The 23,439-nt window shown below is 67.7% G+C and carries 22 protein-coding genes; 10 read left to right on the top strand and 12 right to left on the bottom strand.

The features are described from left to right. Nucleotides 1–15: 15 nt before the first annotated feature. Entirely contained in the window at nucleotides 16–1,212 is a 1,197-nt protein-coding gene (locus ACEN9G_RS28020; RefSeq protein WP_413341861.1) for a hypothetical protein, read from the top strand. 68 nt (nucleotides 1,213–1,280) lie between these two features. Here the strand turns inward: ACEN9G_RS28020 and gntR are convergent, their stop codons facing one another. Then, nucleotides 1,281–2,309 (bottom strand): HTH-type transcriptional regulator GntR, encoded by a 1,029-nt coding sequence (gntR, locus tag ACEN9G_RS28015; RefSeq protein ID WP_413341860.1) that lies wholly within the window; start codon nucleotides 2,307–2,309, stop codon nucleotides 1,281–1,283. 226 nt (nucleotides 2,310–2,535) lie between these two features. Between gntR and ACEN9G_RS28010 the strand changes: the two genes are divergently transcribed. Together ACEN9G_RS28010 and ACEN9G_RS28005 are read left to right on the top strand one after the other, a co-directional pair. Beyond that, nucleotides 2,536–3,015 (top strand): hypothetical protein, encoded by a 480-nt coding sequence (locus tag ACEN9G_RS28010; RefSeq protein WP_483127331.1) that lies wholly within the window; start codon nucleotides 2,536–2,538, stop codon nucleotides 3,013–3,015. A 163-nt stretch (nucleotides 3,016–3,178) separates the two neighbouring features. After that, the gene (locus ACEN9G_RS28005; protein ID WP_483127330.1) at nucleotides 3,179–5,935 is read left to right on the top strand and encodes a bifunctional diguanylate cyclase/phosphodiesterase; all 2,757 of its coding nucleotides are present in this window, start codon (nucleotides 3,179–3,181) and stop codon (nucleotides 5,933–5,935) included. Here the strand turns inward: ACEN9G_RS28005 and ACEN9G_RS28000 are convergent. Beyond that, on the bottom strand, nucleotides 5,932–6,915 hold the full coding sequence (locus tag ACEN9G_RS28000; protein WP_483127329.1) for a diacylglycerol/lipid kinase family protein: 984 nt from the start codon (nucleotides 6,913–6,915) through the stop codon (nucleotides 5,932–5,934). The two genes, ACEN9G_RS28005 and ACEN9G_RS28000, sit on opposite strands and share 4 nt — an antisense overlap. 275 nt (nucleotides 6,916–7,190) lie before the next feature. Here ACEN9G_RS28000 and ACEN9G_RS27995 point away from each other — a divergent pair, with 275 nt between their 5' ends. Continuing rightward, nucleotides 7,191–7,799 carry a TetR/AcrR family transcriptional regulator gene (locus tag ACEN9G_RS27995; RefSeq protein WP_413345174.1) on the top strand — a complete coding sequence of 203 codons (609 nt, stop codon included), beginning with the start codon at nucleotides 7,191–7,193 and terminating at the stop codon, nucleotides 7,797–7,799. Here ACEN9G_RS27995 and ACEN9G_RS27990 read toward each other — a convergent pair. Continuing rightward, nucleotides 7,789–8,916, bottom strand: coding sequence for a branched-chain amino acid ABC transporter substrate-binding protein (locus ACEN9G_RS27990; RefSeq protein ID WP_413345176.1), 1,128 nt, complete (start codon nucleotides 8,914–8,916; stop codon nucleotides 7,789–7,791). The genes ACEN9G_RS27995 and ACEN9G_RS27990 overlap by 11 nt on opposite strands. A gap of 131 nt (nucleotides 8,917–9,047) precedes the next feature. Between ACEN9G_RS27990 and ACEN9G_RS27985 the strand changes: the two genes are divergently transcribed. The 3 genes from ACEN9G_RS27985 (at nucleotide 9,048) to ACEN9G_RS27975 (ending at nucleotide 10,860) form a co-directional block, all read left to right on the top strand. Further along, complete coding sequence (locus ACEN9G_RS27985) at nucleotides 9,048–9,878, top strand: MaoC/PaaZ C-terminal domain-containing protein (protein ID WP_413388831.1); 831 nt, start codon at nucleotides 9,048–9,050, stop codon at nucleotides 9,876–9,878. A 74-nt stretch (nucleotides 9,879–9,952) separates the two neighbouring features. Beyond that, a complete protein-coding gene (locus ACEN9G_RS27980) occupies nucleotides 9,953–10,423 on the top strand; it encodes a universal stress protein (RefSeq protein WP_483127328.1) in 471 nt (156 codons plus the stop codon). A 2-nt stretch (nucleotides 10,424–10,425) separates the two neighbouring features. Continuing rightward, the gene (locus ACEN9G_RS27975; protein ID WP_483127327.1) at nucleotides 10,426–10,860 is read left to right on the top strand and encodes a universal stress protein; all 435 of its coding nucleotides are present in this window, start codon (nucleotides 10,426–10,428) and stop codon (nucleotides 10,858–10,860) included. 10 nt (nucleotides 10,861–10,870) lie between these two features. Here ACEN9G_RS27975 and ACEN9G_RS27970 read toward each other — a convergent pair whose 3' ends face one another. After that, nucleotides 10,871–11,455: an NAD(P)H-dependent oxidoreductase gene (locus ACEN9G_RS27970; protein WP_413346141.1), complete on the bottom strand. Its 585-nt coding sequence runs from the start codon at nucleotides 11,453–11,455 to the stop codon at nucleotides 10,871–10,873. 173 nt (nucleotides 11,456–11,628) lie between these two features. Here ACEN9G_RS27970 and ACEN9G_RS27965 point away from each other — a divergent pair, with 173 nt between their 5' ends. Further along, on the top strand, nucleotides 11,629–12,084 hold the full coding sequence (locus ACEN9G_RS27965; RefSeq protein WP_483127326.1) for a hypothetical protein: 456 nt from the start codon (nucleotides 11,629–11,631) through the stop codon (nucleotides 12,082–12,084). On the opposite strand, the gene ACEN9G_RS27960 is transcribed toward ACEN9G_RS27965, so the two are convergent. Together ACEN9G_RS27960 and bla are read right to left on the bottom strand one after the other, a co-directional pair. Further along, the gene (locus ACEN9G_RS27960) at nucleotides 12,076–12,393 is read right to left on the bottom strand and encodes a hypothetical protein (RefSeq protein ID WP_483127325.1); all 318 of its coding nucleotides are present in this window, start codon (nucleotides 12,391–12,393) and stop codon (nucleotides 12,076–12,078) included. The two genes, ACEN9G_RS27965 and ACEN9G_RS27960, sit on opposite strands and share 9 nt — an antisense overlap. Then, on the bottom strand, nucleotides 12,393–13,259 hold the full coding sequence (bla, locus tag ACEN9G_RS27955) for a class A beta-lactamase (RefSeq protein ID WP_483127324.1): 867 nt from the start codon (nucleotides 13,257–13,259) through the stop codon (nucleotides 12,393–12,395). The genes ACEN9G_RS27960 and bla overlap by 1 nt, the downstream gene beginning before the upstream one ends. A gap of 112 nt (nucleotides 13,260–13,371) precedes the next feature. Here bla and ACEN9G_RS27950 point away from each other — a divergent pair, with 112 nt between their 5' ends. Then, nucleotides 13,372–15,684 carry a GH92 family glycosyl hydrolase gene (locus ACEN9G_RS27950; protein ID WP_413344596.1) on the top strand — a complete coding sequence of 771 codons (2,313 nt, stop codon included), beginning with the start codon at nucleotides 13,372–13,374 and terminating at the stop codon, nucleotides 15,682–15,684. Here the strand turns inward: ACEN9G_RS27950 and ACEN9G_RS27945 are convergent. Continuing rightward, nucleotides 15,681–16,547 (bottom strand): DMT family transporter, encoded by an 867-nt coding sequence (locus tag ACEN9G_RS27945; RefSeq protein ID WP_483127323.1) that lies wholly within the window; start codon nucleotides 16,545–16,547, stop codon nucleotides 15,681–15,683. The genes ACEN9G_RS27950 and ACEN9G_RS27945 overlap by 4 nt on opposite strands. Nucleotides 16,548–16,831: 284 nt before the next feature. Between ACEN9G_RS27945 and ACEN9G_RS27940 the strand changes: the two genes are divergently transcribed. Beyond that, complete coding sequence (locus tag ACEN9G_RS27940) at nucleotides 16,832–17,299, top strand: Lrp/AsnC family transcriptional regulator (RefSeq protein ID WP_413339810.1); 468 nt, start codon at nucleotides 16,832–16,834, stop codon at nucleotides 17,297–17,299. 9 nt (nucleotides 17,300–17,308) lie between these two features. On the opposite strand, the gene ACEN9G_RS27935 is transcribed toward ACEN9G_RS27940, so the two are convergent. From ACEN9G_RS27935 to ACEN9G_RS27915, 5 genes are all read right to left on the bottom strand, one after another. After that, nucleotides 17,309–18,037, bottom strand: a complete 729-nt coding sequence (locus tag ACEN9G_RS27935; RefSeq protein ID WP_413339808.1) for a DNA-binding protein — start codon at nucleotides 18,035–18,037, stop codon at nucleotides 17,309–17,311. Nucleotides 18,038–18,172: 135 nt separating this feature from the next. Next, a complete protein-coding gene (locus ACEN9G_RS27930) occupies nucleotides 18,173–19,501 on the bottom strand; it encodes a GGDEF domain-containing protein (RefSeq protein ID WP_413339806.1) in 1,329 nt (442 codons plus the stop codon). 164 nt (nucleotides 19,502–19,665) lie between these two features. Beyond that, the gene (gene sigJ, locus ACEN9G_RS27925) at nucleotides 19,666–20,556 is read right to left on the bottom strand and encodes an RNA polymerase sigma factor SigJ (protein ID WP_413339804.1); all 891 of its coding nucleotides are present in this window, start codon (nucleotides 20,554–20,556) and stop codon (nucleotides 19,666–19,668) included. An 81-nt stretch (nucleotides 20,557–20,637) separates the two neighbouring features. Continuing rightward, a complete protein-coding gene (locus ACEN9G_RS27920; protein ID WP_413339803.1) occupies nucleotides 20,638–21,027 on the bottom strand; it encodes a hypothetical protein in 390 nt (129 codons plus the stop codon). Nucleotides 21,028–21,108: 81 nt separating this feature from the next. Next, nucleotides 21,109–23,274, bottom strand: a complete 2,166-nt coding sequence (locus tag ACEN9G_RS27915) for a TonB-dependent receptor plug domain-containing protein (RefSeq protein ID WP_413339801.1) — start codon at nucleotides 23,272–23,274, stop codon at nucleotides 21,109–21,111. Nucleotides 23,275–23,439: the final 165 nt, after the last annotated feature.

Genomic DNA, 23,439 nt, shown 5'->3' with positions numbered 1-23,439 from the left:
TTCCTGGAGATCGCCATGCGCATCCGAATCTGCCTCGTCGTTCCGTGCTTCGCCGCTCTGACGGCAGGCGCCGAACCGCTGTACACGCTGACCATCCTGCCGGAGTGGCTGCAGGCCAGCGCCATCAACAATGCCGGACAGATGACCGGCGTGATGCCGGTTCCCGGCGGCTCGCATGCGTTTCTCTTCACGAACGGCGACGTGCGCGACCTCGGCGCCCTCGGCGGCACGCGCAGCTTTGGCTACGCCCTCAGCGACAACGGCATGGTCACGGGCGACGTCGCGCCGGCCAACCGTCCCGGTCACGCCTTCCTCTACGCCGGCGGTACGATGCGCGACCTGGGCACGCTGCCCGGAGGCAGCTCCAGCATCGGCCTCGGCGTCAACGACACCGGGCAGGTGACCGGCTCGGCGACCACCGCCGCAGACCGGACGCATGCCATCCTGGCCGGCTATGGCGGCATGCGGGATCTCGGCACGCTCGGCGGCGATGTTTCATACGGCATCGGCATCAACGACGCGGGCCACGTGGTCGGCGCCTCGACGTTCGGTGGCGACGCATCGCGCTACCATGCGTTCGTCTATCGCGATGGGGTGATGACGGACCTCGGCGATTTCGGCGGCGCCGCGAGCTTCGCGCAAGGCATCAACGACCGCGGCCAGGTCATCGGCGCCGTCGTGGACACCGCCCAGGTCGCCCACTCCTTTCTCTACACGGACGGCACGGTGACGATGCTCGGCGACTTCGGCGGCCGCTACACGGGCACGTGGGACATCAACAACCTCGGACAGGTGGTCGGCTATTCGACGTTCGATGACGACATCGATTCCCGCCACGGTTTCCTGTACACGGACGGCAGGCTGCTGGACCTCAATGCGCTGGTCGATCCGGCACTGGGCTGGACCGTGGCGACGGCGCTCGGCATCAACGATTCACGGCAAATCCTCGGTTACGCCTGTCGTACGAGCGACGTGTGCCGGCCGGTGCGGCTGGATCCGATCACGCCCCCGCCCGTGCCGGAGCCGGGCGCGCCGACGATGTTGCTGACGGGGGTGATCCTGGGCCTTGGCGCGATGACGGCCAAAAAAAACAGGACCGGAAGCGACAAGCGACCAGTCCCTAAGAGGAGATATTTGAAGAGTGCGCAGCCCCCCGCGCACCCGCACCGCCTGCCGGCGCCACCGTCTGGTAGCGCTAACAAGCAATGCTGACAGTGTAACGTTTCCACGGAAAATGTAAAGCTCAACCGGGTGATTTTTTTTCGCGGCCGTTGGCCGGATCAGGTGCTTTCCCGCTCGCGCAACGTGAAGCCGAGATCGATCCGCCGCTCGCGCGGCTCCTTCCCGCCGATCACGTCGAGCAGCAGCGACGCCGCCTCGTACCCGATGCGGTAGCGCGGCGTGTCGATGGTCGTCAGCGACGGCACCATCCAGGCGGATGCCGGCAGGTCGTTGAAGCCGGCGATGGCGACGTCCTGCGGCACGCGGATGTCGTGGCGCTGGCAATAATAGATGGCGCCGTGCGCAAGGTCGTCGTTGCAGAAGAACACGGCATCGCAATCCGGCAGCGTGTCCAGTGCCTGGCGCATCAGCTCGGCGCCGAGGGCGATGGTCGACGGGTCCGCAACCATGATCTCCAGCTTCGGATCGGCCAGGCCGGCCGCCTGCATCGCCTGCCGGTAGCCGTCCGCGCGGCGCAGCGTGCGCTCGTCGAGCTGCGCGCCCACGAAGACGATACGCTTGTAGCCGCGCTCGATCAGGTGGCGCGTGATGGCGTTGCCGGCGTCGTGCTGCGAGAAGCCGACCGAGAGTGCACCCGGTTCGTCGGCGAGATCCATCATCGACACGACCGGCATGCGCGAAGCGGCCAGCATGCGCTCGACCTGCGGGCTGTGCGTGAGGCCGGAGAGCAGGATGCCGTCCGGATTCGACTGCAGGTAGGTGAGCAGCAGCTTTTCTTCCTCGGCATCCGAATAGCGTGTATTGCCGATCAGCAGCTGGTACTGCCCATGTTCGATGGCGTCATGGATACCGTCGAGCACGGCCGTGAACACGACGTTCGACAGCGACGGCACGAGCGCCACGATCACGCGCGACTGCGACGACGCGAGCGCCCGCGCGGCGCGGTTGGGCACATAGCCCAGTTCCACCACCGCCTGCTCCACCTTGGTGCGTGTCGCCTCGGACACCAGTTGGGGCTGGCTGAGGGCGCGCGATGCCGTCATCGTCGATACGCCCGCGTGCGCCGCCACCTCTTCCAGTGTAGTCCGCCCCGTTCCCCTTACCTTGCCTGTACTGCTTCTGCTCATTGTTTTTTTTTCGTAAATGCTGACCACACTGCGGGCCGACCATGGATTCCGCCACGGATTGAATATTTTGTCAATGTTTGACATGCAATCGTTCCCAATCCGCGACGCCAGGAATGACTGTCGAGTCCTGTCCGACTGGTCCTACAATCGCCTGACGCCTCCTCCGATTGTCGGCCCCGACAGGCGGCCTACCATGGCATTTCACGTACCGATCAAGGAGACGATTATGCCGAGCAACCAGGAGTACAAAGGCAAGGGCATGAAGGGCCGGAACTATGACGAGCTGAGCGGTGTAGGCACCAGCAGTGCCGGGAAGACGGGCACGACGGGCAACCTGAACGATGGCGGCCGCGACGGCGGCATCGGCACGCCCGACCCGGGGGATTCGGGCAACCTGCAGTCGGCCGGCGGCCAGCCGGGCGGCACGCCGGCACAGGGCCGGTCGCGCCGCAGCCAGGGCAACCAGCAGGACTCCGACCTGGCCAGCGGGCCGGGCGACAACGCGCAGCGCGGTGACCAGGGCAACCTCCAGAGCGGCAACCTCGACCAGGGCAACCAGTCGCAGTCCGACCTCGGCAGCGGGCCCGGCGACAATTCGCAACGGGGCAGCCGCGGCGGCGGCAACATGCAGAGCGGTGGCCAGGGCAGCCGGTCGGGCCGGAACCGGTTGACGCCGGACGATCTCGATACGGACGAGTCCCTCTAACACCATCACCGGCCCGTCCACCGGGCGGGCCTGTCCCGAAGCCATGATGTTGTGTTTACGCGTCACTCGGGGAAAGAGTTTCCACGCGGAATGATACAATCTTCCGTCCGTGCGCCTATGCCGGCTTCTTCCGCATCATCCCCGGTCTGACTGGAAACACATCATGAACGCGCCGGCCCTGCCCGCCTCCGCCGCCGACTACATCGCGCATATCGATCTTGCCTTCGAACTGATGGTCGTGCTGGACGCGTCCGGACGCATCGTGCGCGCCAACGCGGCGGCCGGGGACATCCTCGGCTACAGCCCGGTCGAGCTGGCGGGCCGTCCCGTGCGCGAGCTGCTGCATCCGGACGAGCGGGCCGCCATGGACACGCTCGCGGCCGACCTGCTGGCCGGCCGGCCGTGCCACGAGCGCGAACTGCGCTGGCGCCGCAAGGACGGCGCGACGATCTATCTGTCGCTGTCCGCGCGCTGGTCCGCGCACGCCAGGCTCGTGTACGCGAGCGCGCGCGACGTCACCGCGCACCGCGCGGCACGCGACGAACTGAAACGCTCGCGCGAGCGCATGCACGCCATGCTGGAGAGTATCGGCGACGCGTTCTTCGCCATCGACCGCGAGTGGCGCATCACGTACGCCAACCGCAAGGCCGGTGCGTTCATCGGCGTGGACGTGGCACCGAATGTCGGGCGCCACCTGCTCGAGGTCGCGCCCGCGCTCGAGGGCTCGGCCATCGTCGAGCACTACCGCCGCGCGCTGGCCAGCGGCGAATCCGGCTTCTTCGAAGCGTACTGGCAGCCGTCGGCGACGTGGGTCGAGGTACGCTGCTACCCGACGCCGGACGGGCTCTCGGTCTACTTCCATGACGTCACCGCCAAGCGCGTCGCGCTGGACGCCGTCCGCAAGAGCGAGCAGCGCTTCCGCAACCTGTTCCAGCAGGCCGGCGACAGCATCGTGATCGCCGACGCCGACCTGCGCATCATCGCCGCCAACGGCCGCGCGTGCGCCCGCTTCGGCTACACGGAAGACGAATTCAGCGGCCTGTCCGTGAGCGACATCGACGGCCACCACGCCTACACGCCGGGCCTGCTCGACAGCCTGCGCGGCGGCCAGACGCACCTGCTGCGCATGGCCAAGCGGAGAAAGGACGGCACCAGCTTCCCGGCCGAGGTGCACATCTCGCGCTTCGAGGACGGCGGCGAGGAATACTTCCAGGCCATCATCCGCGACCTGACGGAGCGCGAGGAAGCGGAGCGCCAGCTGCGCGCCAGCGAACGGCGCTTCCGCGAAGTCATCGAGATGACGCCGGCCGGCTACGTGCTGGCCAGCGCGGACGGCCGCGTCCTCGACGTCAACCCGGCCCTGTGCGCACTCGCGGGCCATACGCGCGCCGCGCTGCTCGGGCGCACGCTCGACGACCTGTTCGTCGCCTTCCCCTGGCACGGCCTCGCGGCGCACGACGCCGACGCCCCCGTGCAGGGCGTGGAGGCGGTGCTGCGCCACGCGCAAGGCGGCTCCGTGCACGTGCTGTTCAATGGCAGCGTGCGGCGCGACCCGTGCGGCAACGTGGAATCCGTGACGGGCCTGATGAGCGACATCACCGACCGCAAGCAGGCCGAACGCCGGCTGCAGCAACTGGCCACGCACGACACGTTGACGGGCCTGCCCAACCGCGCGCTGCTGCAGGAGCGCGTCCAGCGCATGCTCGACGAGTGTCCGCACGGCCGCGCCGTCGCCGTCATGTTCCTCGACCTCGACCGCTTCAAGGAAGTCAACGATTCGTTCGGCCACGAGCTGGGCGACGCGCTGCTGTGCGAAGTCGCGGCGCGGCTGCGCAAGGTGATGCGGCCGGGCGACGTGATCGCCCGTCTCGGCGGCGACGAATTCGTCGTGGCGGCCGAGTGCGCGGGCGCGCAGGATGCCGAAGTGATCGCGGCCAAGCTGCTCGACGCGCTGGCGCTGCCGGTGCGCGTGGGCGGCCAGGAAGTGACGGCCGGCGGGTCGATCGGCATCAGCATGTTCCCGCACGACGCCGGCACCCGCGAGCTGCTGTTCCAGACGGCCGACACGGCGATGTACGGCGCCAAGCGCGCGGGCCGCAACCGCTACCGCTTCTTCGAACCGGCGATGACGCTCGCGGCCCAGGCGCGCATGGCGCTCGAGATGGCGCTGCGGCCCGCGCTCGCGCGCGCCGAGTTCGAGCTGCACTACCAGCCGCGCATCGACCTGCGCACGATGAACGTCGTCGGCATCGAGGCGCTGATCCGCTGGAACAGCGCGGACCTGGGACGCGTCTCGCCGGGCGAATTCATCGCCATCGCCGAGGAGACGGGCCTGATCCTGCCGATCGGCCGCTGGGTGCTGAACGAGGCGTGCCGCCAGACGCGCCGCCTGATCGACCGTCACGGCCGCACCATCCGCGTGTCCGTGAACGTCTCCGCGCGCCAGCTCGCGCAGCCGGGGTTCGTCGACGACGTCCGCACCGCGCTGGCGGATACCGGCCTCCCCGCCGATTGCCTCGAAGTGGAACTGACGGAAAGCGCCCTGATCGAAGACATCCCGCGCACGGCCGCCATGCTCGACGAGCTGCGCGCGCTGGGCGTCAAGCTGGCCGTCGACGACTTCGGCACCGGCTATTCCGGCCTCGCCTACCTGCGCCGCTTCCACATCGACGTGCTCAAGCTGGACCGCTCGTTCGTGCTGCAGGCCGACGGCCGCATCAGTGCCTTCGACTTCATCAAGGCGTTCGTCGACATGGCCCATGCGCTGAAACTGTCCGTCGTGGCGGAAGGCGTGGAAACGGCCGAGGTGCTGGACTTCCTGCGCGCGGCCGACTGCGACGAGGTGCAGGGTTACCTGATGGCCCGGCCGATGCCGCTGGAGGCGCTCGAGGCCTGGCTGGTCGCGGCGACCGAAGGCTAGCGCGCTGCGACGGCGGCGCCCGCTGCCGTCTCCTCATCCGCGTCTTCGGGGGGCGCGAGCAGCAAGAGCCGCCCCTCCAGCGCCTCGAACCGCAGCGGCAACCGCATCCGGCACACTTCCCCATCCGTCGCCGTCTTGAGCCTGCGCCGCGCCGACAGCAGCGGCGCGCGCACCGTCATGCTCCGGAACGCGAACGCCTGGACATCCTCCGCCTCGCCCAGCCGCCCGAGCGCCCCGCGCACGAGCAACCCCAGCATCCGCATCCGGCCGACGGGCCGCGGCGCGATCGCCACCAGCCGTCCTTCGTCCAGCGCATGGTCGAGTGCATGCATGCCCACCTGTTCCATCTGGAGGCGATTGTTGCCGACGAAGACCGTAGGCGTGCGCAGGTGGCGCGTCTGGCCGTCCAGTTCGAGGGTGATGCGCAGGCTGCGGTAGCCCCGCAGCGCCGTCTTGACGGCCGACAGGAGGGCCACGACGCGCCAACGGCCGTACTGGCGCTTGTCGTGCTCGCGCTCTTCCAGCAGGTGCGGATACATGCCAACGCTCGCGTTCACGAGGAAGATCCGCTCGTTCAGCAGGCCGATCTGCACGGGCCGCACGCGGGCGTGCAGCAGAGCGCGCACGGCCTCGGCCAGGTCTTCCGGAATGCCATGTGTGCGGCCGAAATAATTGAAGGTACCTTGCGGCAGCACGCCGAACACGCAGCCGTGCGCGACGGCCGCATGCGCGACCGTGTTGAGCGTGCCGTCGCCGCCCGCCGCGACGAGGATGGCGCCGTCGCGCGCCGCCCGTCCGGCCATGACGCGCGCCGCGTCCTCCAGCTTCGCCGCATCGTGCACGACCTCCAGTTCGCAGGACCGCCCCGCCGCCCCCAGCACGGCGCGGATCGTCGTGCAACGCAGGTCGGTCTCGGCCCGGCCGGAGCCGGCATTCAGGACGACGTAGAACGGGGCATCGGAAGGCGGATCGGCCGGCATCGCCGTGGATCTCCATGGTCGGTGGTTGATCGGACAAGCGCAGGATAGCAGCATTCGCGCGACCGGCCCGCCCGGCTGAACGTGGCGAACGAAATGTAACTTCGGCCCCCTTTCACCAGGATGGTGCATTGTCCGTCGCCCGTGCCAATGTCAACAATTTCGCTACGCGCAGCGCTACCCGCGAAGCGCTATACTCGCAGGCACAATCATAATTTCATCCGATGGGACTGCGCCGCCCAGCCAACGCGACGCGCTTCCGGCACCACACGCACAGCATGAGAATCAGCAAAGAGAAGGCCGCCGACAACCGCGCCGCATTGATCCGCGCGGCGAGCAAATTGTTCCGCGAACGCGGCATCGACGGCGTCGGGGTCGCCGAGATCAGCAAGGAAGCGGGGCTCACCCACGGGGCGCTGTATGCCCATTTCCGGTCGAAGGAAGAGCTGGCGCTGGAAGCCCTGTCGTATGGCCTGGACCAGGCCAATTCGCGCATGTATTCGGGCACGGTGGACGGCATGCCCGACCTCGCGCGCTTCCTCGACCGCTACCTGTCGCTGGAATCGCGCGACGACTTCGGCAACCGCTGCGCGATGGCGGCGTCGGCCAGCGAGATCGGGCGCCAGGACAAGGCGCTCAGCGCCCGCTTCGCCGAGGGCTATATGGTGATGGTGCGCGCGTTCGAGCGCCAGATCGCGCAGAACGATCCGGACAGCGACGCCCTCGCCCGCGCGATGGTCGTCGTATCCACGATGATCGGGAGTCTCGCGGTGGCGCGCGGCGCCGCCAAGGGCAACCCGGCCGTATCCGAGCAGGTGCTGCAGGCCACCCGCCAGCTGGTGGACGAGTTGATGCGCGCACCCGCGCGGGCAAGCGTTACTTCGTGACGCCGATCGGCGTGCGGTGGCCGCCCTTGAACGTGTACAGGGTCAGCACGCCGTCGCGGATGTCGCCGTGGGCGTCGAACGCGATGGTGCCGGTGACGCCCGGATAGCGGACCTTCGCCAGCGCCGGCAGGTATTTCGCCGGCGCGCTCGATCCCGCCTTGTCCATGGCCGAAGCGATCGCCAGCACCGCGTCGTACGAATACGGCGCGATGATCTGCACGTCGATGCCGAAGCGCTTTTTATAGTCGGCGCGGAACTTGTCCATGCCTGCCTTGCCCTTCTCTTCCACGCCGCCCGCTTCCGCGCACACGACCTGGCCATCCGTCATCGTATTGCCCGACAGCGGCTGCATGGCGTCCGAGCAGATGCCGTCGCCGCCCATCATCTTCGCGTTGATGCCCAGCTGCTTCATCTGGCGCAGCATCGGGCCCGCCACGGCGTTCATGCCGCCGAAGAACACGAGGTCCGGGTTGCCGGCGCGGATGCGCGTCAGGATGGCGGCGAAGTCCGTCGCCTTGTCGTTCGTGAATTCGCGCGCGACCGGGTTCACGCCCTGCTGGCGCAGGCTGTTCGTGAATTCCGTGACGAGGCCCTGGCCGTAGGCGGTGCGGTCGTCGATGACGGCGATGCGCTTCGCGCCCATCGTCTTGACGGCGTAGCGGCCCAGCGCGCGGCCCAGCTGGATGTCGTTCGCGACGACGCGGAACGCCGTGTTGTAGCCCAGCTGCGTGTATTTCGGATTCGTGGCCGACGGCGAGACCTGCGGGATGCCGGCGTCGTTGTAGATCTTCGCCGCCGGGATCGTCGTGCCGGACGTTTCGTGGCCGATCACGGCGTTTACCCTTGCATCCGCCAGCTTCTGTGCCGCGGTGGTCGCCGCCTTCGGGTCGCCCGCATCGTCTTCCGGCACGAGCACCCATTTCACCTTCTTGCCGCCGATCGTGGCGCCGCGCGCGTTCAGCGCGTCGATCGCCATGCGCACGCCGTTTTCACTGTCCTTGCCGAAATGGGCCACCGGTCCCGTCATCGAGGCCACGTGGCCGATTTTCACGACCTCCTGGGCCGTGGCGAGACCCGCCGTGGACAGTGCCAACACCAACAACGCTTGCTTCTTCATTCCATCCTCATCTAAAACTGCGATTCTTTATACCAATACGTAAGGGTAGCGCGGATGAGCGCATTTCACAAGTCTTGCAATGGAACACAGAATTTCAGGCACAATGGGATTTTGGTTTTCCGAAGTCCACGATGACAGCCGACTCTCCGTCACCGCTTCCCTCACTGGGCGCCGCCACCCTGCTGCGCGCCCTGTTCAAACGCCCGCGCCGCCTGAACGGCGTGCGCACCCCGCGCACCGCATACGTGCTCGACAGCATCGATTCGAACCAGCTGCGGCGCTACCGCCAGGCCCTCGGCTTCCGCGACGAAGGCATCCCCGTCACCTATTACTACCTGCTGGCCCAGCGCGCCCACGTGGCGACGATGCTGGACGACGCCTTTCCGTTCCGCCTGCCCGGCACCGTGCACACGGAAAACGCCCTCCAGGCGCTGGCCGAGCCCCTGCGCGACGTGCCGCTCGTGCTGTCGACGACCGTCAACATCCGGCCGCCGGCCGAGAACGGCGCCGTGTACGCAGAGCTGGACACCGTCGCGCGCCAGCAAGGCACCGACATTTTTACGTGCCGCAGCACCTACCTCGTCGTGCGCGGCCAGGCCGCCAGGAAACGCCGCCAGGATGCGCGCGACCTGCCCGTGCTGACGGGCTGGCGCCTGCCCCGCAATACCGGGCGCGCCTACGCCCGCATCTCGGGCGACTGGAACCCGATCCACCTGTGGACGTGGTCGGCACGCCTGATGGGCATGCAGCGTCCGATCATCCACGGCATGCACACGCTGGCGCGCGCCTGCGCGGAGCTGGAACAGGCGTGCGGCCGGCGCATCCTCGCGCTGGAAGGCCGCTTCCGGGCGCCGGCCGCGCTCGGCAGCGAACTGGTGCTCGGCGCCGACCTCGCGGCCGGCAGCTTCGCCGTCGGGGGCGGCGGGCGCATCGTGGCGGAAGGCAGTTTCCGGACAATTTGATTTATATCAAAGAAATCGCTTGATAGATTCGCCATCCTGAGATCGTCCCCACCGGACTCTCAGGAGGAATCATCATGTATGACCGTATCCTCATCCCCACGGACGGTTCCGACGTCTCCGCCGCCGCCGAGCAGGCCGCCATCGCCTTCGCGCGCGCGCACGGCAGCGAAGTCGTCGTCCTCGCCGTCGGCCAGCCGCAACCGCCCATCGCGTCGGCGGAAGCCGCGATGGCCATCGATCCCGGCCTCGACGACGCCGTCCTGCTGGTCGCCGCAAAGGAGCACGCGCGCAACGTGGCCGATGCCGCGGAAGCCGCCGGCGTGAAATGCACCTCGCTGGCGGTGCTCGATTACTCGCCGGCCGACGCCATCCTCGCCACTGCCGACAGCCACGCCTGCGACCTGATCTTCATGGGCTCGCACGGCCGGCGCGGGCTGTCGCGGCTGCTGGCCGGCAGCGTGACGCAGAAAGTGCTGGCCGACGCCCACGTGCCCGTGATGGTCATGCGGCCACAGACCGGGCACAAGCATGCCGTGAGGAAATAATCGTGTACAAACGCATCCTCGTCCCCGTCGACGGCACCGAACGGGGCGCGGCCGCCCTCGGGTCCGCGCTGGGACTGGCAAAACTGGGCGGGGGCACGATCGTCGGCGTGCACGTGGCGGGCGAGTCGCCGCTGCTTGCGACGGGCGACATCGGCGGCCCGTTCTACGACGCCTGGCGGGCCGAGGCTGACCGCCAGGGCCGCGATGCGCTCGACTACGTCGTGCGGCGCGCCACCGAGGCCGGCGTGCCGTGCGAGACCGTGCTTGCGCCGCCCGGCCCACCGTGGGAAGGCATCGTCGCGACGGCGCGCGCACACGGCTGCGACGTGATCGTGATGGCCTCGCACGGCCGCCACGGCATGGCCGCGCGACTGCTGGGCAGCGAGACGCAGCGGGTGCTGATCCACTGCGATATCCCCGTGCTGGTGGTGCGCTAGGTGTGTTGTTTCAGGTCGCCGAGCCGCCCAGACGGCGCAGGTGGTCGCGCCAGATGTCGATCCGCTCGGCCGACAGGGAATGGGCGCGCCCGACCAGCGTCGCGCGCACGGGCCGGATACCCGCACGGCCGAGGATTTGCCGGCGCATCATCTTGATACCGTACCCGCCGTAGCCCCACCGGTAGACGGCCGCCGGCATGCCCATGCTGACGACGAGCCGCGCGCTGCGTCCGCCCAGCAGGCCGGCGCCGAACGGCCGGTGCGGGTCGTCCATGAAGACGCCGGGCCGCGTGACGTGCTCCAGGAAGCCGCGCATCAGCGCGGGCATGTCGCCCATCCACAGCGGGTACACGAACACGAGGTGGTCCGCGTGCTGGATCGCCTCCTGCACGGCCGCCAGCTGCGGCGGCGCCGACCCGTGCCACCACTCGGACGGGCTGGTCAGCAGAGGGAAGTTCATCCGCGCCGGCTCGACGACCTCGACGTCATGCCCCGCATCGCGCGCGCCGTCCACGTACGCCTCGGCCAGCGCATGGCACAGGTGCGGGCGGTGGCAATCGGGATGGCCCTGGATCAATAGAATGCGTGCCCCCATCAGCAACCGCCATGCTCTCGTTCGACTTGTACAGCGCTCATTTTTCGCCTTCGATCTGTATTCCCTCAATCAGGCTAACCGAACAGAACATTGCTACGTTGCGAGATATCAAACCACAGGGATTTTTTCGTGCTACCGGAAGTCTAAGAAAATTCTGACTCCGAGGAGCGAACATGTCTGCCACCCGTGCCAGTCCCAGCCGTCCACGCGCAATCTGCGCCGCGCTGCGGCATGGCCGCAAGATGCTGTGCCGGCGCATCGGCGAGATCGTGTCCGGCCCCGACGACATGGTTGCGCACGGTTTCGCGGCGCTCGTGGCGGCCGTCGAGGCGGCCTTCCGGCACGAAGAGCTGATCATGGAAACCTTGGGCTACATGCACCTGCACGAGCACCGCGAGGAAAACGCCGTCGTGCTGTCCGCGCTGCACCACGTGCTGCCGGACGTCGAACGGGGCGACCACATGCTGGGCCGCCAGGTGCTGTCCGCGCTGGTGGACGTGCTGGACCTGCACCGCCTGTCCGGCGAGCTGGCGCTCACGGTGGCGGCCCGTCCGGCCGAGGTGCGGGCCCGCGGACACGCGGCGCGCGCCACGCTGCACGTGGCCACGCGCCGCCCTTCCTCACGCTGACAGCCGCCTGACCATGTACAGCGCGTCGGCCGGATACGTGGCCAGCGCCGCGCCGTCGCCGGCCGCCGCCGCATAGCCGAGGTTTTCCCAGAACCGGCGCGAGTCCTGCACGGACACGAGGGCGGAATGACCCAGGCCGCCGGCCCGCGCGAGCATCGCGTCGACGAGGCGGCGCGCGACGCCCTGCCCCGCCGCGCGCAGGCGCGCCCGCACGACGTCCGCCGCTTCCCGCATGGCCTGCGGATAGCACGCGGCCTGCACGGCGAGCACGGCGTCCAGGTCCGGCTCCGCCATCGGGACCATCCGCATCAGGCGGTCCCCAGCGCCCGCGCGACGATCGCCGCGGCGTCGGCGACGACCTTGCTGTCGGTTTTCGAGCCCGTGTAGTAGACGGCCACGATCACGGGCTGGCCCTGCGGCGGGAACACGATGCCGACGTCATTGGTCGTGCCGTAGGCGCCCGTGCCCGTCTTGTCGGCCACGCGGCAATCGGCAGGGAAGCCGGCCTGGATGCGCTCCTTGCCCGTCGTGTTGGCGAGCATCCAGTCGAGCAGGCGGCGCCTGGCGTCCGGTGCGAGCGCCTCTTCGAGCAGCAGCGCTTCCAGGCTCTGCGCCATCGCGCGCGGCGTCGTCGTATCGCGCGGGTCGCCGGGGATCGCGGCATTCAGTTCGGTCTCGCGGCGGTCGAGGCGAAACGCGGTGTCGCCGAGGCGGCGTGCGAACGCGGTGACGGCAGCCGGGCCGCCGATCCGGTCGAGCAGGAAGTTGCATGCGCTGTTGTCGCTCACCTTCAGCGCGGCGGCGCACAGGCCGGCGATCGTCATGCCGTCGTCGACGTGTTGTTCCGTCACGGGGGACCACGACACCAGGTCCGTCTTCCTGTAGCGCAGTCGCTCGTCGAGCAGGCCCGGCGTGCGCGACGCCTGCGTCAGCACGGTCCCGACGACCATCACCTTGGCCGTGCTGCAGAACGGGAAGCGCTCGTCGCCGCGCCACGCGATCACGTTCGCACCGCCGCGGCGCCAGGCGGCGACGCCGAGGCGGCCGCCGGCGCGGCGTTCGAGGTCGGCCAGCGCTTGCGTGGCGTCGGCGGCGGCGTGGACGGAACCGGCCAGCCCGATCGCGGGCAGGATCAGCGCGGCGCGCAGGACGGTGCGGCGTGTCGTGTCGGTCATGGGTTCTCCTGATGGTTGACGCGGCCGTCATTATGCCGCAAGACGTACCGGTTGCCGGTTCGGAAAGTTTCGCGATATGGTTCAGGTTTGCAGGCACACGACTGGAGACGACATGCACAAGGCCATCCTGTTCCTCGCCATCGCCGCGTTCTGCGCGGGTTCGCCCGCCCACGCGGCCAACCGCACGGACAACGTCGACGTCTTCATCGGCACCGGCGGCGACGGCCACACGTTCCCGGGTGCGACCCGCCCGTTCGGCATGGTGCAGCTCAGTCCCGACACGCAGGTGCGCCACTTCCGCCAGGGCTATCCGTGGGCCGCCGGCTACCGCTACGAGGACGATTCGATCCTCGGCTTCTCGCACACGCATTTTTCCGGCGCCGGCCACTCGGACCTGGGCGACGTGCTGCTGATGCCGACCGCCGGCGAGGTGAAACTGGAACCGGGGTATCCCGAGCGCCCGTTCAGCGGCTACCGCTCGCGCTTCTCGCACAAGGACGAGCGCGCGGAGCCGGGCTATTACGCGGTGAAACTGCTGGACAACGACGTCGACGTGGAGCTGACCGCGAGCGAGCGCGTGGGCCTGCACCGCTACCGCTTCAGGCCGGGCGCCGAGGCCAACGTGATCCTCGACCTGCGGTCCAGCATCTACGACTGGTCCGGCAAGAATCTCTGGTCGCGCGTACGCCTGCGCGGCAACGACACGGTCACGGGCATGCGCGAGACGCGCGGCTGGGCGCCCGGCCGCCAGCTGTATTTCGCGATCCGCTTCTCGCGGCCCATCGTCACGCACCAGTTGATGAACCGCGAGGAAGGCGTCGAATACAGGGGCTTCGCGGCGCCCGGCAAGACGCCGGCCGACCAGGTCCTCGTCGAAGGCAAGGCATTGGAAGGCACGTTCGGCTTCGGCACGCCCGCCGACGGCACGGTGCTCGTGAAAGTGGCCGTGTCGGGCGTCAGCGAGGACGGCGCGCTCGCCAACCTCGCGGAGATGCCGGGATGGGACTTCGATGGCGAGCGCCGGCGCGCGCACGACGCGTGGGAAGCCGCCCTGGGCGCCGTCGACATCGACGCGCCGCAGCCGATGAAGCGCATGGCCTACACGAGCCTGTACCACGCGCTCCTGGCCCCCAGCCTGTTCATGGACGCGGATGGCAAATACCGCGGTCCGGACAACCAGGTGCACCAGGCGCAGGGCTTCCGCTTCCACTCCACCTTCTCCCTGTGGGACACGTACCGCGCCCTGCATCCGCTGCTGACGCTGATCCAGCCGGAGCGGCGCAACGTCGACTTCGTGCGCTCGCTGGTCGAATCGCAGAAAGCCAGCCCGTACGGCATCCTGCCCGTGTGGCAGTTCGCCGGCCTGGAGACCTGGTGCATGATCGGCTACCACGCCGTGCCCGTCATCGCCGACGCGTACATGAAGGGCCTGAAGGGTTTCGACGCCGACGAGGCGCTGCGCGCGATGACGGCCAGCGCGGAGTATGGCCCGTACGGCGGCCTGCAGCACTACATGAAGCTGGGCTACGTGCCGATCGACCTCGAACCGGAAGCGGCGTCGAAGACGGTCGAATATGCGTTCGACGACTGGACCATCGCGCGCATGGCCGACAGGATGGGCCGGCGCGACGTGGCCGCCCGCTATTACAAGCGCGCGCAGAACTGGCGCAACGTGTTCGACCCCAGGACCGGCTTCGTGCGGGCCAAGAAGTCGGATGGGAAGTTTCGCGAGCCGTTCGACCCCGTGCGCTCGAACTTCGGCAGCGATTACACGGAAGGCAGCGCGTGGCAGTATTCCTGGTATATGCCGCACGATAACGCGGGGCTCGTGAAGATGCTCGGCGGCGACGCGGGGCTGATCGACAAGATCGACCAGGTGTTCGACGCGAAGATCGACCCGACCGTGTACGCGCACATGGAAGACATCTCCGGCCTGATCGGCCACTACGCGCACGGCAACGAGCCGTCGCACCACGTGGCGTACCTGTACAACTACGCGGGCGCGCCGTGGAAGACGCAGGCGCGCCTCGCGCAGATCGTGAAGAGCCAGTACAAGGACACGCCGGACGGCCTCGCGGGCAACGACGACCTGGGCCAGATGTCAGCCTGGTTCGCGTTCACGGCGCTGGGCTTTTATCCCGTCGCGCCGGGCAGCAACGAGTACGTGATCGGGCGGCCGTTCGTCGAGCGCGCGGCGTTAAACCTGCCGAACGGGAAGCGCTTCACGATCCGGACGGAGGGACTCTCGGACGCGAACCCCTACGTGGCCAGCGTGACGTTGAACGGCAAGCCGCTCGCGCGCAGCGTGCTGCGCCACGAGGACATCGTGGCGGGCGGGGAACTCGTGTTCCGGATGCAGGCCACGCCGAACAGGGACTGGGGCATGGCGCCGGCCGCGCGCCCTTACACCCAGACCGCGTATTAACGGCGGCGCATGCTGGCGACGGCGACGCCGGCCAGGATGACGGCGAAACCGGCCGCGTGATACAGGTGCGGCGGCTCCTTCAGTAGCGGCCACGCGGCCAGCGTCGCGAACAGCGGGATCAGGTACACGGTCAGGCTCGCGCGCGCCGGACCGGCCGCGCCCACGAGGCGGTCGAAGAAGAAGTACGCGCCGAGGCTCGGCACGACGGCGAGGAAGGCGAGCGCCGCGTACAGCCGGCCGTCGGCGAAGTCGGCGACGGTGCCGCTGGCCGCTTCGAACGCGGCGAACGGCGCCAGCACGAGCGCGCCGCCGCCGATCAGCGCGGCCAGCTTCACCGTGGACGGCAGCGGCGGCAGCGGCAGGCGCTTGTTGAAGACGGTGTAGAACGACCAGCCGCACGCGGCCAGCACGACCCACAGGTCGCCACGGCCGAATTCCAGCTGGCCCAACGCAGTCACGTCGCCCTTCGACAGCACGACCAGCACGCCGAGAATCGCCAGGAACATGCCGCCGGCCTGGCGGCGCGACAGCGGCGCCTTCCACACGAGCGTTTCGATCAGGGTCACGAGCGCCGGGCAGGCGGCGAAGATGATGCCCACGTTGGCCGCGCTCGTATGGCGCGCGCCGACGTATTGCGGTGCAACGGAAAGGCCCATGCCGAGGCCGGCCAGCAGCAGGATGCGCTGCCAGTTGGCGCGGAGCAGGCCGCGCAGCGCCCACAGGCGTGGACCGCACGACGGCAGCAGGATCAGGAACGCCAGCATCCAGCGCCCGAAGGCGAGGAAGACGGGCGGGATCCCCGCGCCCTGCGCCCAGCGGGCGACGACGAGGTTCGCTGCGAACAGCGCGGGGGTGATCAGCATGAGCGGCAGTTCGGCTGCGAAGGGATCACTCCGGTAGCCGGCGCCCGCCCGTGACACTGCATTCGACACGAGGGCTCCTGAACGAAAAGCGGCGGACGCGGACATTGCCGGGTAAGCGATGTTGCGCCGCAATAAAGGATAGCGCCATGGTAAGGGAGCACGCGCAGAATGTGCTTCTATTCAATAGCGATAACACGGCCATTTCCGCAAGGGTCTTCTGCAGAAATACGAAATAGAAGATAAAATCTCCGGCGTTATCTAGAATCTACGAAGGAAGCACTGCGATGAAAGACGGCCAGCTGGACGAGATCGACCGCCAGATCCTGCGCACGCTCAGCCGCGACGGGCGCATCAGCAACCAGAAACTGGCCGAAACGGTGCACCTGTCGCCGACGCCCTGCTGGCACCGCGTCAAATCGCTGGAGGAAGCGGGTTTCATTACAGGCTACGTCGCGATGCTGGACCAGCGGGCGCTGGGCATGCCGGACACGGTGATCATCGAGGTGACGGTGGACCGCCACGACGACGAGATCTTCAAGGCGTTCCAGGACGCCCTGGCCGAGTTGCCGGAGGTGATGGAGGCGTATCTGCTGTCGGGGGAGTACGACTACCTGATCAAGGTCGCCGTGGCGGGGACGGAAGGCTACGAGAAATTTCTCCGGCAGAAGCTGTACAAGCTGCCGGGGGTGACGCGGACGCGGTCGACGTTTACCTTGCGGTGCCTGAAACGCACCCCGTCCGTGTCACCCTGAGACCCAGCGTTACTTCTTCGATTTCAGCTCGGTCAGCTCGGCCCGCAGCTTGCTGCGCTCCGCGGTCGACTTGTCGAGCTTCGCACGCAGGTCGTCCAGCTCGGCCGCCAGGCTGTCGCGCGCGGTCGTCGCGCCCACGAGTTCCATCTCGGCGCGCAGGCGCGCGTCCGATTCGGCGGCCATGTCGGCCACCTTGCGCTCCAGTTCCTGGCGCAGCTGCGTCAGTTGCTGTTCCTTGCCGTCGATCGCGAGCTGGTCCTTCGCCTTGCTGACGAGGGCATCCATCGCGACCTGGCGCGCATTCTTGAGTTCCGCGTTCAGGCGCTCGATGGTTTCGTCGCGCTCGGCGATGGCTTCCTCGGACGCCGCCGTGGCGCTCGCCATTTCCTCGCGCAGCGCGTCGCGTTCGCCTTCCAGCACTTCGCCGGCCGAACGCAGCGCCTCGATGTCCGCCTCGTTGCGCTCCAGCGCTTCGCGATCGCCGGCGCCGGCCTGCTCCGCGAACTTCAAGGCCCAGTCCGCCAGACCGGCCAGCAATTCCTGCGGCAGCTCGGCCTTTGGGGGAGCCTTCGGCTTGACGTTCGCCGCACGCCACGCGGCCAGGTGCTTGAAGATGGCGTTCGGCGAACCCTCGCCGAGGAAGTCCTGCACCGCTTCGATGGTTACCGCTTCGCCATCCTCCTGCAAACTCTCGGCTGCGCGCGCAACGTCGTCGAATGTGACTTCTTGGCCTGCCATAAGGTCTTGACTCCTGCTTCGTTGGATTTCGGGAGTGCGTATGATACTTCCCGTAGAGAAATTCGGCAGCAATCAGCGCAAGAGTGTTGCGCGCCGGACGCGTTGCCGGCAAACCATTTCACAATTGGTAAGAATTCAGCCCGTTTGCGCGACCGGCGCGGCGATCGGGCGGATCTGGTTGCGCCCGCCCTGCTTCGCTTCGTACAGCATGGCGTCCGCGCGCAGGAACAATTCGTTCTCGCTGCGTCCGTCCGGATAGGCGGCCAGGCCGCCACTGAACGAGAAGTGGCGCACGTCGCCCGGCTTGACCTCGAACGCGATGGCGCCAAATGCCTGGCGCAGCGCGTCGAGCCGGTGCCAGCCATGCTCCAGCGTGCAATCCCAGAACACGACGACGAATTCCTCGCCACCGAAGCGGCTCAGCAGGTCGCCCTCTTCCATGCGCGCCGCCAGCGTCAGCGACAGACGCTTGATGACGATGTCGCCAAAATAATGGCCCCAGGTATCGTTGATGGTCTTGAACTTGTCGATGTCGATGACGCCGAAGCACAGCGGCCGGTTTTCCAGCACGGCGCGGCAGATCAGCGCCTGCGCCTTCTGCTGCAGGCCGATCTTGTTGAGCAGGCCCGTCGCGCGGTCCTTGCCGATCAGGTCGCGGTTGATGCGGATCTTGGCGGCCCGGTTGAGCAACTGGCGCGCGAGCAGCTCGGCATCGTCCATCGCGAGCAACGCATCGAAGCCGCTGTCCAGCGCGCGCCGCGCCAGCGCCGGGTCGGCGCGGCGTTGCAGCAAGGTGATCTCGCGCACGGGATCGGCCTCGATATTGCGCTTGAGAACGCGCACGACGGCTTCCGTCCGTTCGTATTCCGCGTCCGTGATCAGTACGATATCCGGCTGCAAGTCCTTGACGCGCAGGTGCAGCGTCTGCGGATCGGTGTGGTAGACGATGTCCAGCCGCTGTGCGCGTAGCGCCGCCTCGTCCCAGCCCGGCGGCGCGCCCAGCATGACCACGCGCACGACGTCGCCGCGTTTCTGCTGCACGAACAGGTTGAACAGCTTGTCGACGAGGACGTCGTTTGCGATCGGTTTTTCGGCGTAGGCGAGGCAGTTGCTGTCGACGAGGCGTTGCTGCAGCAGGAACCGGCTGCCCTGGCGCACGCTTTGCAGGTAGACGTAGCGGTGGTCCGCGGGCAGCCGCTGCAGCAGCTCGCCCAGCAGCAGGGTCTTGCGCGCATCGCGCAGGTCGGACTGCATGTTGTGCAGCGCGTCGAGGTCGACCACGTACAGGCTGTCGGCGGCATCGCGTTCGACCGCCGTCACGAATTCGCTCAGCTCATGGAAGAAGCGGATATCGAAATCGTACTTATGCGCGTGCAATTGCAACTCGGCCTGGTTGTCCTTGATGAAGAAGCTGTGCGACAAGAACAACACATGATTCTTGTACAACGAGGTATGCCCTGCCATCTGTTACACGCCTTCGAAGAGTTGACCATGGTAGCGTTGCGCCGACCGCCAGCATACCTCCGTTTGCGCCATGCATAAGAAAGAAAGCCCGTTTTTTTTGACTATCTGATCTTCCTCTGAGTGTTATCAGGAAAATATGTTGTGCGCTGACAAAAAGATACCGATCAGGCACGCAGGCCGGCCAGTCCGCCCAGCTTGTCCGGATTGCGTACGACATAGATGGCGGCGATGCGGCCGTCCTCGATGTGGATCGACGTGATCGCATCAGGCATGCCGTTGCGCCAGGTCAGCACGCCCGGCGCCCCGTTGACGGTGATGATGTCGTGGCGCGTGTCGGCGTTCGACCACTTGCGTTCGATGCCCGCGACGAGGCGGCCCACGCGGTCGGCGCCGACCACCTGCCTGACCGTCGTCTTGACCTTGCCGCCGCCGTCGCCCGTGAACGTGGCGTCCGCCGTCAGCAGCGCCTGCACCTGGGCCGGGTCGGCCGAACGGGCCGCCTGCACGAAGCGCCCCAGCAATTCCAGGTGCAGCTCGCGGTTGACGGCGAACCGGGGGCGTTCCGCCCGCACCCGTTCGCGCGCCCGCTGCAGCACCTTGCGGCAGGCCGCCTCCGTCTTGCCGACCATCGCCGCGACCTCGGCGTAATCGAAATCGAACACCTGGTGCAGCAGGAACACGGCGCGCTCTTCCGGCGCCAGCCGTTCGAGCATCAGCAGGAAGGCCGTCGAGAGGTCGCCGGCCGCCTCCAGCGCGCTTTCCGGCGACGCCGCGGTGTCTTCGACCAGCGGTTCGGGCAACCACGGGCCGACGTAATGCTCGCGCTCCGTCATGGCCCCGCGCAGCCGGTCGATCGAGAGCCGCGTGACGACGGTGACGAGCCACGCTTCCGGCGTGCGCGCTTCCAGGCTGCCGCCGTTCTGCCAGCGCAGCCAGGCTTCCTGGACGATGTCCTCGGCGTCGGCGCGCACGCCCAGCATGCGGTAGGCGATCCCGAACAGGCGGGGACGGAGACGAATGAATTCGTCGAGGGGAGTGGCGGTCTGGGTATCCATATCCATTAGACGGATGAGGCACACGTTTTGTGACCGCCGATTGTACGCCCCGTCAGCGCTGCGAAACAGCTGCCCGGACTGTCAGGGTGTCGTCCCGCACTCGACATCCAGCCGGGTGCGGGCATGCGACTTTCCCGGCCGCACCCGCATCGGTGCGCGTGGCGCGTCCAGCCGCACCGGGGTGAGTTTGCCGGCATACGGCGGCATGCCGGGATCGATCTCGACCGTGCTGCCGTCCGGCGGTACGCCGGCCAGGAAGGCGCCGATGGCGATGCGGACGATCATCCGGTTGCCGGGCTCAGCCTTCATGCTGACCCGCTTTTCAACCTTGTTGATGTAGAGGAACGTACACGTCGCCCCGGCGGGCGTCGTGATGTCGACTTTCTTCGGCAGGGAAAACCCGTAACGGCCCGTCGCCCACAGCTTGACGACACAGGTTCCGTGCTCCAATGACGAAAAAGTAAAGTTCATGCGGCAATGCTAACCGCCGTAACTCATCTGTACGTTTGGAATTTGTACCAAACCGTAACGGGTGGAACATTCGTTTCCTGGTCACATCTTCAGCTCGAGATTCACGCCGACGCGCGTGGCGCCCTGCTGCCAGCTGGCCTGGCGCGACAGCCCACCCGCGTCCTCGTAGACGCTTTCCGACTCGCCGTCCATGCCCAGGATATTGTTGAGCGTGAAGCGCAGCTGCAGGTGCGGATCGAGCTTCCACGCGGCATACGCGTCGACGTCGCGCCGCGTGTGCGCGTGGCGGATCTGGGCGTCCGACACGCGCACCCAGCCGCCCTGCTGGTACGCCATGCTGGCGCCGAAGCTGAGGCGATCGCGGCGGTAGTCGAGGCCGACGTTGGCCGACATCGGCGTCTGCCCGTCGAGGCGGTTGTCGGGGCCGGGCACGGTCGACACTTCCGACCAGTTGCGGGTCACGCTCGCGCGCATGTCGAAGCCGGCGGCGGCCGGGTTCAGCATGCGCAGCGGCAGTTTCACTTCGGCCTCGAGCGAATGCACGCGCGCGTCGCCGTCGTTCAGCGGGCGATAGATCCAGCGGCCGTCCGGATCGAGGTCCAGGCGCGTGCGGATATAGTCGCTGATCAGGCGCTGCGTGCCGCTCACGGACACCATCGCCCCGTCCGCCCAGTACTGCTCGAACGCGACGTCGACGCCGTTCGCCAGCTCCGGCTTCAGGCCCGGATTGCCGCTGGAATCGGGCGCGAAGCGGGTGTTCAGCGCGGACAGGTAGCGCCGCGCCGTCAGCTGGTCGACGGTGGGCGCCTTGTACGTGCGCGTGAGCGCGAGGCGCACCTGGCGGCCGCTCTTGTCGGGGAATTTGTACAAGGTCTGCGCGACGGGGCTCAGCACGTGGCTGCGCGACGTCGTCCCGGGCACGTTCGTCCCCGCACTCTCGGTCTCCACGCCTTCCCAGCGCCCGCCCAGGTACATCGACCACTGCTTCGTGATGCTCCACTCGTCCTGCACATAGCCGGCCAGGCGCGTGACCTGCGGCTCGTAGGCCTCGAGCACGTGCGTGGCGGGCGCGCCGTCCTGCTGGTCGACGCGGTCGCGCGAGTCCTCGTTGCGCTGGCGGCTCGCATCGATGCCCGTCACGAGCGAATGGCCGTCGAACAGCGAGCGCGCGAACTTGCCGCGGAACGACATGCGGCGCGGACGATACACGGTGTCCCAGTCGCGCAGCAGGTGGTGCGCGCGGCCTGCCGAATAATAATCCGTGTCGTTGTCGTTCTCGTCGCGGCTGCGCTCCCCCGACAGGCTCACGTCCAGCTTGCCGCCGGCCATCTTCGCGACCCAGCCGATCTCGCCGCGCATCATCCACTGGTCGCCCGACGTGCGGCCCGGCATGTCGATCCAGTCCGGATTGCCGAACGACCCGGCACGATTCTCGTTGTGCGAGACGCCGGACCACGCATGGCTGCTCGCCTGCAGGCCGGCCGACAGGTTCAGTTCGTTGTCCGCGTCGATCTTCCAGTTCAGGCGCGGGAACAGGACGCCGCCGCGGTAGGCGCCGCCGCCGTCGTAGCGGGTCAGGCGCGACTGCGCCAGCGTGCCGTCCGGCAGCGACAGCTGGTCCGCGCCGCGCGAATGAAACTCGTTGTGGCCGCCGAACAGCGTGCCGTTCACGAAGTACGACAGGGTGCCGACCTTGTCGCCCCACGTGCCGCCCATCGTGCCGCTGCGCTGCAACGGCGAGCGCGTCGCGTTCAGGCGCAGGTCGCGCTGCGGCTTGCTGACGACCTTGCGCAGCACGATGTTGATGGTGCCCGCGATGGCCTGCATCGAATACTCGGCGCTGGCGGCGCGGATCACCTCGATGCGCTCGATCTGGTCCGGCGTCAGCGCGTCCAGCGAAAAGCCGGGCGGCGGGCGGTCGCCGTTGACGAGGATCTGCGTGTAGCCGGCGCCGAGTCCCCGCATCTTGATCGATTTATCCGTCACCGTGACGCCCGGTGCGCGCTTCAGCACGTCGAAGATGTTGTCGTCGCCGTATTTGCGGATCTCCTCGGCCGACAGCACGGTCTTGCTGGCCGTGTCGTCGCGGCGCGGGTCGTAGGTGCTGGCCGAGCCCTTCACTTCCACCTTTTGCACAGGCTTGTCCTGGGCCTTGCCCTTGTCGGCCGGAGGGGTGGATTGTGCGAACGCGGCGCCGGGACAGGACAGCACGGCGGCGATGGCGAGGCAAAGAGGTGTGGGTGACATCGTCAGAGGGCAGAGGATTGCGTCAATACGCGCCAGCGTGGCAGCGTTCGGACCAAATAGTTCGAGAGACTAACGAATTATGCTATCTGGAATTCCGGCGTTTGTCACTTCCGCATTGCACCATCGAGACCTGCGGATCGCACGCAGTATTGATTTGACGAAATG

The sequence above is a fragment of the Massilia sp. Masssp94 genome, from assembly GCF_059491305.1.
Note: the sequence above shows the minus strand (reverse complement) of the source record. Positions and strands in the feature narration are given on the sequence as shown.